The sequence below is a fragment of the Pseudoscardovia suis genome, assembly GCF_002797875.1.
GTDB lineage: Bacteria > Actinomycetota > Actinomycetes > Actinomycetales > Bifidobacteriaceae > Pseudoscardovia > Pseudoscardovia suis.
The window spans coordinates 37,137-53,677 of sequence record NZ_PGFC01000001.1; the positions used below are offsets into that span (position 1 = coordinate 37,137).

A 16,541-nucleotide genomic window follows, 5' to 3' on the forward strand; every position below is an offset into this window, starting at 1 on the left:
CTTGTGCTTCGGGTCTTTATTTTTGCCTGATTCCTCCGCACGCCATTGTGGGGGACAGGCGCGCGGCGGCGCATAAATCCGCGTCGCTGCGTATAGTTGTAAAGAATGATTCCATAACGACGAGGGGCCATGGTGAGTGTGAACGACTCTGTTGAAGCCGCTACTGCAGATTCCTATTCCGTAAATGACGCTGTTCTTGTTTTGGAAGACGGCCAGGTCTATGTGGGTGATCCCTACGGCGCGACCGGTCAGACGCTGGGCGAAATCGTGTTCGCCACCGGCATGACCGGCTACCAGGAGACGCTGACCGACCCAAGCTACGACCGTCAGATTGTCGTGCAGACCTTCCCGCACATCGGCGACACCGGAGTCAATGACGAAGACCCGGAGTCCTCCCGCATCTGGGTCGCCGGCTACATCGTGCGCGTGCCCAGCCCGAATGTGAGCAACTGGCGCGCCGACGGCAGCCTTGACGATGATCTGGTCCGCAATGGCATCGTGGGCATGTCCGGCATCGACACCCGAAAGCTCGTGCGCCATCTGCGCTCCGCAGGCGTGATGCGCGCCGGCATCTTCTCGGGCGATGCTTTGACGAACGCCGACGGCAGCCTCAAGACCATCGATGAACTTCTCTCGCAAGTCAAGGCGTCCCCGCTCATGAGCGGCGCCCATCTGGGTCAGGAAGTCAGCACGCCCGAGGAATACATCGTCGAACCGTGCGGCGAATTTGAAGGCAAGCGCCCGCTGTACGAAGTGGTGGCGTTCGACATGGGCATCAAGTCCATGACGCCCCATCGCATGGCGGAGCGCGGCTGCCGCGTGCACATCGTGCCGGAAGACACCACGTTCGAACAAGTGCAGGCCATCAACCCCGATGGCGTGTTCTATTCCAACGGTCCGGGCGACCCCAGCACCGCGGACAAGGAAGTCGAATTGCTGCGTCGCATCCTTGACGCCGGCTATCCGTTCTTCGGCATCTGCTTCGGCAACCAGCTGCTGGGCCGTGCCCTCGGATTCGGAACTTACAAGCTCAAGTTCGGTCATCGCGGCATCAACCAGCCGGTCATGGACCTGACCACTCGCAAGGTCGAGGTCACCGCCCACAACCATGGTTTCGCCGTGGATGCCCCCATCGGCGACCCGGTTCCCAGCCCGTTCGGCGACGGACACTACGGTCGTGTGCGCGTAAGCCACATCGATCTGAACGACAACGTGGTCGAAGGCCTGCAATGCCTCGACATCCCTGCGTTCTCCGTGCAATATCACCCCGAAGCCGCCGCAGGCCCGCATGACGCCGCGTACCTGTTCGATCGTTTCTGCGACTTGATGAAGAACAACAAGAAGGAAGGTAACGCCAATGCCTAAGCGCTCCGACATCCATTCCGTGATGGTCATCGGCTCCGGCCCGATCCAGATCGGTCAGGCCGCGGAGTTCGACTACTCGGGAACCCAGGCTTGCCGAGTCCTTCGCGAGGAAGGCATCCGCGTCATCCTCGTCAACTCCAACCCGGCCACGATCATGACCGACCCCGAGATGGCCGACGCCACGTACATCGAGCCCATCGACGTGCCGATCCTCGAGAAGATCATCGCCAAGGAACGTCCCGACGCGCTGCTGCCGACGCTCGGCGGCCAGACCGCGCTCAACGCTGCAATGGCATTGGGCAAGGCTGGTGTGCTCGATAAATACAACGTCGAGCTGATCGGCGCCTCCCTCGAGGCAATCGACCGTGGCGAAGATCGCGAGCTGTTCAAGAAGGTCGTCGAAGAAGCGGGTGCTGAATCCGCCCGTTCCGAAATCGCTCACACGATGGAAGAAGTCGACAAGTGCGCCGACGACCTGGGATACCCGCTGGTCGTGCGCCCCTCGTTCACCATGGGCGGCCTGGGATCGGGCATCGCCCACAATCCCGAGGAGCTCCACCGCATCGCCGGAGCCGGCCTGCATTACTCCCCGACGAGCGAAGTGCTGCTCGAAGAGGGCATCGAAGGCTGGAAGGAATTCGAGCTCGAACTCATGCGCGACCGCAAGGACAATGTGGTCGTCGTGTGCCCGATTGAAAACGTTGACCCGGTGGGCGTGCACACCGGCGACTCCATCACCGTCGCCCCGGCGTTCACACTGACCGACCGCGAATACCAGAAGCTGCGTGACATCGGCATCGCCATCATCCGCGGCGTGGGCGTCGATACCGGCGGCTGCAACATCCAGTTCGCGGTGAACCCCAAGACCGGGCGCATCATCGTCATCGAGATGAACCCGCGCGTCTCCCGTTCTTCCGCGCTGGCATCCAAGGCGACCGGCTTCCCGATTGCGAAGATTGCCACGAAGCTCGCCTTGGGCTACACCCTGGATGAGATTCAGAACGACATCACCAAGTCCACGCCCGCCAGCTTCGAGCCGACGATCGATTACGTGGTCACCAAGGTGCCGCGCTTCGCGTTCGAGAAATTCCCTGGCGCCGACACGACGCTCACCACGTCCATGAAGTCCGTGGGCGAGGCAATGGCGCTCGGCGGCAACTTCCAGGAATCCCTCGGCAAGGCCATGCGCTCCATCGACAAGCGCCACATGTCGTTCAGCTGGGACGGCGACAAGCCCACGCCGGAGGAGACCAAGCAGCTGCTCGAGGCCGCGCACACCCCGACGGAGCATCGCTACCAGCAGTTGCAGCGCGCCATTTGGGGCGGCGCCACGCTTGAGCAGATCTTCGACGCCACGAAGGTCGACCCGTGGTTCATCGAACAGCTCATCGGCATCAACAAGACAGCCCTCGACGTGCGCGATGCCGCCGAGCTCACGCCGCGCCTGTTGAAGAAGGCAAAGCAGGCTGGCCTTTCCGACCTCCAGATTGCGCATCTGCGCCATCTGGGTGATGCCGGCGAGAACGTGATCCGCGAGCAGCGCTGGAAGCTGGGCATGCACCCGGTTTACAAGACCGTGGACACGTGCGCCGCCGAGTTCGACGCGGCAACGCCGTATTACTACAGCTGCTACGCAGACGAAAGCGAGCTGCGTCCGCGCAAGCGCGAGGCCGTGATCATCCTCGGCTCTGGCCCCAACCGTATCGGCCAAGGCATCGAGTTCGATTACACCTGCGTGCATGCGGTGCAGGAGTTGGGCAAGGACTATGACACGATCATGGTCAACTGCAACCCCGAGACCGTTTCCACTGACTACGACATCTCCGACCGCCTGTACTTCGAGCCGCTCACGTTCGAAGATGTGATCGAAATCTACGAAGCGGAAAAGAAGATGGGCCCCGTCAAGGGTGTCATCGTGCAGCTGGGCGGTCAGACGCCTCTGTCTCTGGCGGCCCGACTCAAGGCGGCAGGCGTGCCGATCCTGGGCACCACACCTGAATCCATCGACTTGGCGGAGAACCGTGAGCTTTTCGGCAAGGTGCTGGCCGAGAAGGGCCTCAACGCGCCGCGCTACGGCACTGCGCTGTCGCTGGATGAGGCGCTCGACGCCGCACATTCCATCGGATACCCGGTGCTCGTGCGCCCGTCCTACGTGCTTGGCGGCCGTGGCATGGAGATTGTCTATGACGACGCGCAGCTGAAGACCTACGTCAACCGCGCACTCGCCGAAGCCAAGGCCGATACGGTCGTCTCCGGACGTCTCGCATCCCCGCTGCTCATCGACAAATTCCTGTCGGACGCCATCGAAATCGATGTCGACGCGCTGTTCGACGGCAAGGAACTGTATATCGGTGGCATCATGGAGCATATCGAGGAAGCCGGCGTGCATTCCGGCGACGCCGCATGCTCGCTCCCGCCGAACACACTGTCCGCCGATCAGATTCGCCGCTTGCGTGAAGCCACCTATGCCATCGCCGATGGCGTGGGCGTGCAAGGCCTCATCAACGTGCAGTACGCTTACATGAGCAACACGCTGTATGTCATCGAAGCCAATCCGCGCGCGTCCCGCACTGTGCCGTTCGCTTCCAAGGCAACCGGCACGGCAATCGCCAAGGCCGCCGCCCGCATCATGGCCGGCGAAACCATCCAGCAGCAGCGCGACCGCGGTCTGTTGCTTGCACACGGCGATGGCGGCGACATGCGCCCTGGCCAGCCGATCGCAGTCAAGGAATCCGTGCTGCCGTTCAAGCGCTTCCGCACGGAAGCCGGCAAGACCGTCGATGTGCTGCTCGGACCGGAAATGCGCTCCACCGGCGAAGTCATGGGCTTCGACCGCGACTTCCCGCACGCATTCGCCAAGAGCCAGCTCGCCGCATACGAAGGCGGCCTGCCCAAGAGCGGCAATGTGTTCCTCTCCGTCAACGACACCGATAAGCGCCATCTGCCGCTCATCGCCCGCCGTCTGCAGGAACTCGGCTTCGACCTTTATGCCACCGAAGGCTCCGCATCCGTGCTGCGCCGTTACGGCATCAAGTCCAAGATCGTCGACAAGATTCGCGGCCGCATGGATACTCCGACCGGCAGCGCCCCTGTGACGCGCGCCGAAGGCTCCGTGGGCAAGAACGTCGTGCAGCTTATCGAGGAAGGCAAGATCGACCTGATCCTCAATACGCCGAACTCTCGTGGTTCGCGTGCCGACGGTTACTCGATCCGCGCCGCTGCAATCGCCGCCGATGTGCCGCAGTTCACCACGATCACGGAATTCTCCGCAGCGTTGCTCGCCATCGAGGCCGTTAAGGCCGGAGACTACGAGGTCATGAGCATCCAGGAGCATGCCAAGCAGCTCTTCGATCTCGAGGCCAAGGCGGCGAAGGCTGAGGCTGAGCAGGCCGCTGCCAGCACCGAAGGTGCGACCGAGGCGTAAGCGCTGACGACAGGCGGCTGACGGCTACGGGCTGATGGCTGGCGGCTGACGGGCGGATGACAGTGCTGTGCTAATTGCGCTGGAAGTCACCGCAGAAGCTGCATCGGAAGCCCCATCAAAAGTCGTCTCAGAAGTCACCTCAAAAGCAAGGGTGTCATCAACATCGTTGGTGGCACCCTTTCATTAATCCATTAAGTCGTCAGCCCCTTTTATGGCGCGCTGTGCCGCGTTGGAATCAGGTACCGTCGGTGCGTCAGACCGCTTGATGCGGTACAGTGAAGGAACGGTTGACTTGAATTAACAAGCCCTGATAATGAACACTGCCAGTGGGGCTTCCACTGGATATTGCTGGCCATTGCGGCAACATCGCTGCAATACTGGGAGGCATCATGATTGAAAGCGCACAGGCATTCGGCATCGACGTTGGCGGATCGGGCATCAAGGGTGCACCGGTGAATCTCGAGGAGGGCAAGTTCGCGGACGAACGCCTGCGCATCCCCACTCCGGAAGTGTCCACTCCAGAAGCGGTGGCCGACATCATCAAGCAGATTCTCGATCATTTCGATGTGCCGGACGGTGTTCCGATTGGCATTTCGTTCCCCGCTCCCATCAAGCCTGGCAAGCCGCTCGATTACATGGCGAACCTCGACCAGTCGTGGGTGGGCGTTGACATTCATGCGCTGTTGAAGGAACGCACCGGTCGCACCGTTGTCGTCGTCAATGACGCGGATGCCGCAGGTGTCGGCGAGGCGCAGTACGGCGCCGCCAAGGGCCGCAAGGGCTTGGTCTTCATGACCACCCTCGGCACCGGCATCGGCACCGCCATCATCATGGATGGCGTGCTCGTGCCCAACACCGAGCTGGGTCATTTGCCGCTGCGTGGCATGGAAGCGGAGCAGTATGCCTCCGATGCCGCCCGCACGCGCGAGGACCTCAGCTGGAAGAAGTGGGGCAAGCGCCTCACCAAGTACTATCAGATGCTCGAGCACCTGTTCAGCCCGGATGTGTTTGTCGTCGGCGGCGGCGTGAGCAAGAAGAGCGATAAGTACTTCCCCTACATCGAGATCAACACGCCGATTGTGCCCGCTGACTTGCTTAACGATGCCGGCATCATCGGCGCCGCCTACTACGCTTCCACCAAGCAGGCGTAGCACAAGCAGGCGCAACAGAGACGGTTCACAACCGTCGTGGGTTCCTCTTGCGAAACCGCAACTGTGGAACATAAAGGAACATAAAAGGCACGGAGCCTTGCAGGGATTTACTTGCAAGGCCCCGCGCCTTTTCGCTATTGGGCGGTATCGGCAATGCGCACACTGCTGCAATCACTCAGGCCAGTTCCCGATGCACCGCTTCGAGGATAATCCGCACATTGCGTTCGAACTGCGTGGGTTCGGGCAGCAGGGAAATGGAGAGGAATCCATTGGACTGCATGTCGAAGTAGTAGCCTGGCTGGCAATTCATGTGGAAGTCATGGGCGAGACGCAGCCCCAGTGCGTTCTCATCGATGGAGGAGGGGAAGCGCAGGAGCACATTCCAGCCGCCTTCGCTGCGCAGCACGTCTACCACGCCGTCGCCTGATTGCTTGTCGGCGTCGAGCAGACGGTGCAGCGCCGCCATGTTGCCTCGCACACGGGCAGCGACACGCTCGGTTTGCGTTGCCGCCTCCTGAAGCATGGTGGGGATGCGATCGGCGATGAGGTTGCTCATGGGCAGAAAGTCATCGGAGATCATATCGAGGTGGCGTTCGGCCTGCGCCACATCCTCTGCGGGACCAGAGACCTCGATCCAGCCGACCTTGGCGTGCGGTGCGGCGAGCATCTTGGAGAATCCGTCGAGCGAGAACGTGAGCACGCCCTGTTCACCCGCCCAGCGGGCATTGCCGTCAAAGGGCTCGAGCGTGAAGTCATAGAAGACTTCATCGGCAATGATTGCGGCATCGTAGCGTTTCGCCAACTCTACGAGGCGCTGGCGTTCCCCCGGCTTCGTGTAGGCGCCGGTCGGGTTGTTGGGGTTGATGACAGCGATGGCCTTGACGCTGCCGTTGCCTTCGCGCAGCGCGTTCTCGATGGACGCCAGGTCGAGCGCCCACGAGCCGTCGAAGAACTGCTGGTAGGGGATGGCACGCGTGGCGGTGAGATTGCAAATGGATTCGATGAGCGGGTATCCGGGCTTGGGCATGAGAATCGCCTCTCCCGGATCGCACAGCAGCATCGCAAGCCACGCATATGCCTCGGACGTGGAACTGAGCACATACAGGTTCGACGGGTCCACGGCAGGGGCGGCAGAGAAGGAAGGGGAGGCATCGTCGTCAGGGGCGGCAGGGGCGTTGGCGGGATCGACGCCACGCCCGCGTGAGGCATTGATGAAATCTGCAATCGCTTGGCGCGCGCCCAGGGGTCCGCGGGGATCAGCGGTATACGTCTCCGGCAGGAATTGCGGTGCCAAGCCATGGTGCGTGGGGTTCGAGTCATTGAGCTGGCCTAGCGGATGCCCCGCGGCTTTGGCTGCCGCTGCCTGCGCGGCAATGGGATTCATGGCACCTGCGTTGACCCTCGACGAAAATCTCATGGGAACACCATAGGTCCGCGGCTGTACCGGGCATATCAGTGCGTGGAGCCGAGCGCTGTCAGATGAGCAACTGGAACCAGCTGCGCACGGTGTGGAAGATGCCGGGCTGATCGGTCACCAGAGGGTACGACACATTGCGCACGAACACGGACTGCAGACACAGGATGCCGCTTGCCACAGTGGCGACAAGCACAATCACCAGCACCGCCTTCGCCCAGCCACGGTATTCACGGCTGCGTGCCCATTGCAGCACGAGTGCGAGCACGAACATCGCGATGATGCACATGTAGATGGCGAAATCAATCTTGTAACGCCACAGCAGGCCGCCCTTGTAGCTGATGAACAGGAGCATCAGAACACCGGTCACCGCGCACAGCCAGCACGTGAGCCAGCCATTATGCTCGCGCAGCTTCTTGCGCAGGAACGGGAAAGCGAATCCCAACACCAGCAGCGGGGTCATGAAGAACATGCCGCCGATGATCGGTTCGTAGCATTGCCACGAGCTCAATGCCGTCTGTGGTGAGGTGAGGAACGGGAATTCCTTCGTGAAGCTTAGCGGCAGGAACAGGTAGTAGAACACAATCTCAACCAGCACGTTGAGCGGCTCGTGGTAATTCTTGAGGTCCACGACGGTCAGCTGGTAATCGTTACCGAAGTCCAGCGGGCTGCCGAAACGGATTGCGTTCCAATACCCCAGCCCTGCGAGCACCAAACACACGGGGATGGCGCAGACCAGAGCTGCGATGATCACGTCCTTCGTGCCGGCGGGGAGATGGCGTCGCGTTGTGGATTGCGTGGCCGAGGATTTCATGGCGGCGGCGCGACGGTTGAGTTGCGTGGCGATCTGGATGATCATCGGTACGAGCAGGATGCACAACGCAGCCAGCGGCGGGCGGCATCCCAGCGTGGCAATCATGAAGAACGAGCCGAAGAACAAGCGCAGCAGCGACACCTTGATGGTGGTTGCATCGCAGTCGCGATCGGCGACGGTCCACACGCGGGTGCGCGTGTGACCTCTGCGCGTCAGTCCCAAGGCGGGGTCGGCCACGCGCAGTGCGCTTTGCCACAGATACAGGCCGATGGCCGCCGTGCACAGGCCGGCGCAGAAGGGGATTGTGTAGAAGTCCACGCGGCAGATGGGAGCCATGATCGTGGAACCGGAAAACAGCAGCACGAAGCACAGCATCGCCGTGGCAATGCTCGCGTCAGGGAAATGGCGTTCCACGAAGCGCACCGTTGCAAGCGCGCCGAACAGCACCGCCAGGCACAGCATGAACGCGCCTGCGGTGATGGTGCTGAGCATGAGGCCGCCATCCGTCCACAGGCTGGTGAGCGCTTGGAACGGCAGGAACAGCAGAATCACCGGCACCACGCCGAAGTACGAGTAATAATGCCCGTTATACAACACATGGTCCCAGAAAATCGGGTAGGCGCCGCGGCTGAGCAGTGTCTCGCGCGTGCCGGCGTCATAGGGGTTGTCCGCCTGGAGCAATTGCGGCGAGACATACAGGTCAAGGTAGGTGTGCCCGTTGAGTATTGCGTTCGCCGTCTGCTGGAACTGGTTGAAATCGTAGGCGTACGAATTCGAATAATGGAAGAACGCCGGTGTCTGCACCAAGCCGTTGCCTACCAACGCCCAGGTGAACGCGGCGGCGCATGGCACGCCAATGATCGCCCAGAAGCCGACGCGTTGTTTCGTATCGTGCGTGTTCAGGCTCACTCGGTGAAGTCGCGAACGGGGGCGAAGCGCGATGAGCAGGAACATGACAGCCAGCATGAACAGCACCCGCTGGATGCTGATGCGGAATGGCACGCGGGCATTGACGGTGACGCTGGTGACGGGGATGCGCGATCCCTTGGCTTCTTGGAACCACACGCGCACTTTGCTCACCGGCCCCGAGTAGCCGGTGCGGTTCTTCAAATACGTGCTCGAATCCACACGGTAACAGAACGAATCCACGGTGCCGGTGATCCACTCGTCGGACCCGGTGGGAAGCACGTCGATGCGTGTCGCCGTGTCGTTGGACACCGTGTAGGCGTAACGGGTGGAGGATGAGGGCTCGAGGCGTATGTACTCCACGCTGTGGTCGTCGGCATCCGCGTCGAAATAGGCCTCGGATGTGTCTTCGATGCGGGCGGTGCCGTCATCGAGCCGTTGCAATCCTGTGCTCATGTCTTGGGACGCGGCGCTGGGCGCGGGTTTGGTCAGGCTGATCCAATGAGGCAGGTTGAACACGAAGACCTCGAGGAGCAGCACAATCGCCGCGGCCGCCATGAGCAACGTTCTGGTCCGCAATGTGGGCAAGGGTGTCCTGTTCTTCACACCAACATTCTAGGGGTGCCGCACGATACCCGGCGATGTGTGGTGGGAAGAGGGTGCGGGTTGGGCGGTGGCATGGGCAACGGGAGTGTGACGGCGGGGTTGGGACAGGTGTCGCCGAAGACGGAGGTTAGGGGGTTCGTTTTCATGATCTGTATCCTCCGTCTTCGGCGAGTGGTTGTTGGGTCGCCGATGGCGGAGGATAGGTCGGTTTGAGGAATCGGTCTGTCCTCCGTGTTCGGCGAGTGGTTGGTGGTATCGCCGATGGTGGAGGTTTGGGACTTGTTTTCGGGGTGTGTAACTTCCGTGTTCGGCGACTCTCGGATTTGTCGCCGAAGAGGGAGGTTAGGTTCCCTTTTTAAGGGTCTGTATCCTCCGTGTTCGGCGACCCTTGATTTTGTCGCCGATGGCGGAGGGTAGGGGTGGATTGGGGGACCGCGGAGGTATCTGTTCCGCGGCCGTTCCGGTAATTCCAATGGTCAGGGTTCGCTGTGCGCCATGAGCTGATTCGCCAACGGATGTCGGCGAAAAAAGAGACAATGGTAGGCATGGCTAGTTCTCCCCGTTCTTCGCAAGGAAACCACGCACCCCGGCGCTTTGGAAAGGCCGCTTCGGCAGGTGACGCGGTTGGCCGCGCCATGCGCACGGCAGCTCGGGGAGCACAGACGGCGAAGGCAATGGCCGAGGCGGTGGCGGATGCAGCCGCCGGCGGCAATCATGGGGAGCCGGGCGGTGTGCTCAAGCGCATGAACCGGATTGCACAGTGGCGCAAGGAATATCCGGACATGATCACCCTCACGCCGCTCATCAAAAGCAAGGTCATCGCTGGCATTCCGAGCGGTTCTTTCAAACCGTCATACGACTACGGGTGGGCCCAGCTTCCCTCGGCGAAAAGCAGGGGATTTTGCATCGGCATGTTCCTCGACCGCACGCATTTCGTGCCGTTGGCGTTTGCCGATGCGCAAGGCAGGGTGTTTGTCGGTTCGTCCGCGGCCACTGGTCCCTCTCGTCTCGATCCCAGCTTGCTGTTCGAGAAAGAGCACGACCAAAACGTGCCCGTCAGCTGGCTCAATGGCACGCCACAGGCGGACGACGACATGATCGCGCAGGCTGTTGTGGGCGGCATATACACCATGCCGATGGATTCGTCCTCGCCTGTGCGAGTGGGCACATGGATCAAATGGCATGACCGCTACACCATCACGGATATCAGGCCGGGCATTCGCGTGCAAAACCGGTGCAGGCTGGAATACCGCGATGCGCTCACCGTGGCGTTCGTCGAATTGAGCGGTTTGTATTCCCATGGCGCCCCCAAGCCTTTCGGTGCCGACAACATCGTGGCGCATCTGGCGCAGGAGGCCCCGTTGGCGGCCATTCGCGCAGCAGCCGCCGACATTCGCGACACCCGTTCCGACGCCGGCAATGTGTCCGGTCTCGACGAGTATTTCGTGGACATCATGAACGACGTGGGCGCCCTCCAGCCCATGTCCGGCCTTGAAGCCCGGCATGGGCGCGAGCCCCTCGAAACCATGCAGTCGAGCAACTCCGGCAGGGTGTACTTCCTGTGGCATGACGACCTGACCCCAGCGCAATGCCTGTCCGCGCTGCGCGTCGAAGGGACCGTGAACCGCTTCCTCGCCATTGACGAAGCGCTCAAGATCAACGAGCAGTATGGGTTCCTTCCCACGGAATCCACAATCACGAAGCAGCAGGCGGCGCAACTGGATTTTGCATTGCTTGAAAATCCGGCGCTGTCGATTCTGAGCGACCCCATGCGGGAAGCCGCCCGCCCCGGGGAAATTCACAGCGACCCCGTGGTCTCGCTGGCTCCCCGGGCGCGGGTCAAGGCGGTGCGGGAATACATGCTTCACCCATTCCCGTCAACGGATCATGAAGCGCAGCAAGACCAGGACCCGGACCTCGACTCCCTGCAGACAACCGGTTCGGAATGGGTGTATCGCAAGGTGCTCGTGTCGCTGTTGCATGGCATCCGCACGCCTTTCCGCCATGACTTGGACTTCCGCTCCAACCTCAGGAACGGTTGCGTCGCCATCGAGATGACGGCGGCGGGCGACGCGCTCATGCCTACGAAACGCTTCGACACCGGCAGCGACTCGTGGGTGGAGACGTCACAAGGCGAACGCATCGCCATGGCGGTCGATTACAACCTGCGGATGGGCATGATTATTGCCGCGATGGCATTCGGCGTCGACCCCACGGTCACGAGCGTGTCGGTGAGGCTTGATTCCTTGGGCCTCGAGGAGGCGGTGCGTGAACAATCCGAGGCGATGACCACGCTGATAGCCCAGTTGCTCGGACCTTTGGGCGACCAAGGCAATGCGGCGCACACGCCGACAGGATCGCGTTCCGACCCCAAGGACATGGATTCCCATGCATCGCTGCGGATTGATTCCGACGCAGCCGGCGTCGCATCCCAAGGTGCGTCGCAGGCGCCGCTTTCCGCAGCGGCAGCCGATTCCTCCCCATCGCAATCCGCCACGGCATCGGCATCCGCTGGAGCGGAATCCTCATCGGAGACCGCTGCATCCGCTATGGCTGAAGCAGACACCCATTCCGGCGGCGCCACAGATTCCCCGTCGATGGGCTACGCGCTGTCCGTGCGCTCGCAGGACCCTGCGGAAGGAACGGACGCCAATGCTGACGGCGGCGCGGAGCAAATGGACTCGTTCTCATTGCTCAAACCACTCGTCACCGTCACGTTCACCCGCGAGAAATTCCTCGATGCGTTGAAAACGCGGGGTCTTTCTGACCCCTTGGACCTGTACCGTTCGTTCAATGCGCGCATGGCATTTGACGACAACGGCAGGTTGGTGCCCATCGAACCGTCGTTCGACATCCACAGCACCAAGTTCGCCCCGGCCGGCGCCCAAGAGGTGCCGGAGATGAGCGATATGCCTTTCACCGAGGATGTTGCGAAGATTCTGGGATGCCATGATGTCACCGGCCTAGCCATTCAACGCGCCGACCTGCTGCAGCGTGCAGTGACGGACTTCCATCGCATCGCTTCGGATGATTCGACAACCTCCGCCGACAAGGCGCGCCACGTCATGCGCATCGTTGACGCATTGGGGGACCCCGAGCTCACGCAGATGGCGCCGCAGGTCACCTCGGCGATCATCGACGGACATGACCTGCCGGATTTGCCGTTCCATGCGACGCGGAACTTGGAGGCCGCCGATGAGGAAGCGCGCTCGCATCTTGAAATGGGCGATGCTGAAGGCGCCATTGCGGTAGCCGAGGAAGCCGTCGCTCGCATGGATGCTTTCTTCGCGACAGCGGACGGCGTGCCGCGCTACTTCAACTCGTATGCGGAACGTGTGGTGTATAACAGGCTTTTCGCCATGCATGGCGAAAAGGTCGTGCTGATTCCCGACAAGCTGTTCGGACTGCATATGGCATTGGCGAACTTCATCGCGCAGGTCAAAAGCCCCAAGGACGCACTGCCGCACATGAACATGCTCGTCAAATACGCCCCCGCGTATTCCACCGCGCATATGCTGCTCGCCACCCAGATGGCGGTGGCGCAGGATTGGGATTCCGTGTATGCGGCTTCCCTCAACGCTTTGCGGGTATCCCTCGCGAGGGATGACGCATCCTATGCCTACTACAGGCTCGCCTATGCCGAATGGATGCGCGACAGGTTCGATGTGGCTGCGGCATGCTATCTGCTCAGCCTTCAGATAAATCCCGGTCAGATGCCGCCCGCCCAGCAGGAGCTGCAGCAGCTCGTTGCCAACGCGGTGTCGCAGAACATCCCCGTGCCCCGCTCCGTGGACCAAGCGGTGCAGGTGCTGCGTAGCGAGGGCATCCCCGTGTGGCCTCATATGGAACTGACCGACATTGTGCGTGACGCGGAGCGCGTGTGCGTGGACATGGGATTGTTCATCCCCGGAGCCAATCTCGCCACCGCGTCGTCGCGCATGAACGACACTTCCGTGACGCGCATGGGCGCCGAGGACTGGCAGTTCCGTCAATCGTTGGGTGCATGAGAAGACACGCTTGGTAAGACGCGCCCGGTGAGGCGCTTGGCACGTGCCGGCGGTGACGGTATACGCTGATACTGCTGGCGAAACAGGGAGGCACACATGTCTGATGAGCAACTTGCATGGGATTTCGACGCCCTCACCGAAGACGGGAAGGTGACAGACCCGGTGGTGCAGAAGTCGCGGAATGCCTCGCGTGGCCAGGCGGCTGCGCCGTCGGAATCCACAGAACACACGGATTCCGCAGCGCACACGGATTCCACAAACCATGAGGAATCCGCGGAATCCACGAAACACACAGCGCAGGATGCGCCTGCAGCACAACCGGGCAGCGATGAATGGATCAGCGCCCTCAAGCCCACGGATTCCGATGCCGAACGTCTCACGTTGCTGGACGTCACCACTCTCACTCCGGCGCGGGCGGCTCGCTTGTGGGCGCGAGTGAGCGCCTGGGTCGAATCCGATCAGATCGCCTACTATGTCAATGACGCCCCCACGTCATCCGACGCGGCGTACGATAACCGCATGAACACGCTGAAAAGGCTCGAGGCGGCATTCCCCGAACTCGACGATCCCCAGTCTCCCACCCATCGTGTGGGCGGGCAGGTGTCCTCGGATTTCGCCTCGGTGCGCCACCCCTCGCGCATGCTGTCGCTCGACGACGTGTTTTCATACGACGAAATCAGGGGTTGGTACGACGGCGTGCGGCAGGACCTCGACTGGCCTCAGGGCAAGCCACTTCCCATGACCTGCGAAGTGAAGATCGACGGTCTGGCGCTCAACCTCATTTACCGCAACGGAGTGCTCGAGCAGGGCCTGACGCGAGGCGACGGGGTGATCGGAGAAGACATCACACCCAATGTGCGCACCATCGCCACCATCCCGCAGAACCTGCAGGGTTCCGCGGAAGACATTCCCGAGCTTGTGGAGATTCGCGGCGAAGTGTTCATGAGATTCGACACATTCCGTGCGCTCAACGAACAGCAGGAGCAGATGGGGCATGTGCCGTTCGCCAATCCGCGCAACGCGGCGGCGGGTTCATTGCGCCAGAAAGACCCTCGAGTGACGGCATCGCGCCACTTGAGTTTCTATGCGCATGGCATCGGCCGCCTCGTGTGGGGTGCCGACGCCAGTCCCTCCCATGAGGAAATCAAGGACCAATCCCAGGCCTATGATTTGTATACGACGTGGGGAGTGCCTGTGTCCCCGCACAACCGCAAGGTCAGCACCTTCGATGAGATCATCGACATGGTGGAGTATTACGGCGAGCACCGCGACGACATCGAACACGCGCTTGACGGCATCGTCATCAAGGTCGACGACTTGGCGCTCCAGCGGCGTCTGGGCGCCACATCCCGTGCGCCGCGATGGGGCATCGCCTACAAGTATCCACCTGAGGATGTCAACACGAAGCTGCTCGACATCATCGTGCAAGTGGGGCGCACCGGCCGCGTGACGCCCGTGGCGGTGCTCGACCCCGTTTACGTGGCGGGTTCCACGGTCTCCCATGCCACGCTTCATAACGCCGAGGTCGTCAAGATGAAGAACCTGCTCATCGGCGACACCGTGATCGTGCACAAGGCAGGCGATGTGATTCCTGAAATCGTGGGACCCGTGCTCGCCCTGCGCGAGTCGAACCCGGACCTTCGCGAATTCATCATGCCCACCACATGCCCCAGCTGCGGCGCCACGCTGGCTCCCGAGAGGGAAGGCGACGTGGACATTCGCTGTCCCAACATCGAATCGTGCCCTGCGCAGTTGACCCAACGCGTCATCAATCTGGCCTCGCGCAAGGCCCTCGACATCGAGCACTTGGGGGAGCAGGCGGCCATCGCTTTGACGAATCCCGAGGAGGATCGCCCGATTTCCGTGGCGGCATATTGCCCCGATACCAAGGAAATCAAAGTCGCCCCCGGTGAGGAACCCAAGCCGTACGTGCCTGAGGCGGGGCTGGAACTGCCTGCGATGCAGACGCCGGTGATGAGCAGCGAAGCGGATTTGTTTGCCCTCACCGCCGAGCAACTGCGCGATGTGCGCGTGTGGCGTGAGATTCCCATCGTCGAAGTGCGCACCGTGATCGATCCCACGACGGGCAAGAAACGCGAGGTGCGCCGCAAGCGCGGCATGTCAGGCCTGTGGAGACAGGTGAGGGCGTTTTACAACGCGCCGTCCAAGGGGCAGACGGAATCTGATGCCGAGCCAAGCAAAAACACGCTCGCCATGCTTGATGAAATCAAAGCCGCTCGCAGCGCCGAACTGTGGAGGGTGCTCGTGGCGCTATCCATCCGCAGCGTGGGTCCGCCCACCGCTCGCATCCTCGCATCGGCATTCGGTTCGCTTGATGCGCTGGCGAATGCGACGGTCGAGGAACTCGCCGAAGTCGACACCATCGGTGACCAAAAGGCGACGGTCATCCACGAATGGTTCGAACACGCCAAGGATCCACAGGATTGGCGCGGGCGCATCCTCGCCGCATGGCGCTTGGCGGGCGTGGGCACTGCTGCGGTCGAAGCATCGACGCTGCCTCAGACGCTGGAAGGCAAGATCATTGTCGTCACTGGCACGGTCGACGGCTATTCGCGTGAGGAAGTCAAAGAAGCCATCCAGAATCGTGGTGGGAAGGCCACCGGCTCGGTGAGCAAGAAGACGACCGTCGTTGTCACTGGCACCGCGCCGGGAGCGGCGAAAGTGACAAAAGCGGAAGCATTGGGCATCCCCATGATTGACCAAAGCCAGTTCGCCCATCTGCTGGAAACAGGGGAGTTCACCGCAACCGCACAGTGAACCGCGCAGCGGTGAACCCTATATACACAGTGAACCGCGTAGCAGCGAACCGCCGCAACATAGCAAAACGCCGTCG

The 16,541-nt window shown here is 61.6% G+C and carries 7 protein-coding genes; 5 read left to right on the forward strand and 2 right to left on the reverse strand.

Translation table 11 applies throughout. The features are described 5' to 3' along the window. Positions 1-129 precede the first annotated feature (129 nt). From carA to ppgK, 3 genes are all read left to right on the forward strand, one after another. Positions 130-1,365 carry a glutamine-hydrolyzing carbamoyl-phosphate synthase small subunit gene (gene carA, locus CLV65_RS00110; protein WP_094691199.1) on the forward strand — a complete coding sequence of 412 codons (1,236 nt, stop codon included), beginning with the start codon at positions 130-132 and terminating at the stop codon, positions 1,363-1,365. Then, positions 1,358-4,789, forward strand: a complete 3,432-nt coding sequence (gene carB, locus CLV65_RS00115) for a carbamoyl-phosphate synthase large subunit (RefSeq protein WP_094691198.1) — start codon at positions 1,358-1,360, stop codon at positions 4,787-4,789. Before carA ends, carB begins: the two co-directional genes overlap by 8 nt. Before the next feature lie 389 nt (positions 4,790-5,178). Then, on the forward strand, positions 5,179-5,940 hold the full coding sequence (gene ppgK, locus CLV65_RS00120; protein ID WP_094691245.1) for a polyphosphate--glucose phosphotransferase: 762 nt from the start codon (positions 5,179-5,181) through the stop codon (positions 5,938-5,940). A gap of 175 nt (positions 5,941-6,115) precedes the next feature. Here the strand turns inward: ppgK and CLV65_RS00125 are convergent, their stop codons facing one another. After that, positions 6,116-7,357, reverse strand: a complete 1,242-nt coding sequence (locus CLV65_RS00125; protein WP_094691197.1) for a pyridoxal phosphate-dependent aminotransferase — start codon at positions 7,355-7,357, stop codon at positions 6,116-6,118. 58 nt (positions 7,358-7,415) lie between these two features. Further along, the gene (locus tag CLV65_RS00130; protein WP_094691196.1) at positions 7,416-9,632 is read right to left on the reverse strand and encodes a hypothetical protein; all 2,217 of its coding nucleotides are present in this window, start codon (positions 9,630-9,632) and stop codon (positions 7,416-7,418) included. Between the two features lie 593 nt (positions 9,633-10,225). On the opposite strand from CLV65_RS00130, the gene CLV65_RS00135 reads away from it, so the two are divergent. After that, positions 10,226-13,687 carry a tetratricopeptide repeat protein gene (locus tag CLV65_RS00135; RefSeq protein ID WP_144441872.1) on the forward strand — a complete coding sequence of 1,154 codons (3,462 nt, stop codon included), beginning with the start codon at positions 10,226-10,228 and terminating at the stop codon, positions 13,685-13,687. Positions 13,688-13,783: 96 nt separating this feature from the next. Next, on the forward strand, positions 13,784-16,465 hold the full coding sequence (gene ligA, locus CLV65_RS00140) for an NAD-dependent DNA ligase LigA (protein WP_094691194.1): 2,682 nt from the start codon (positions 13,784-13,786) through the stop codon (positions 16,463-16,465). Positions 16,466-16,541 lie beyond the last annotated feature (76 nt).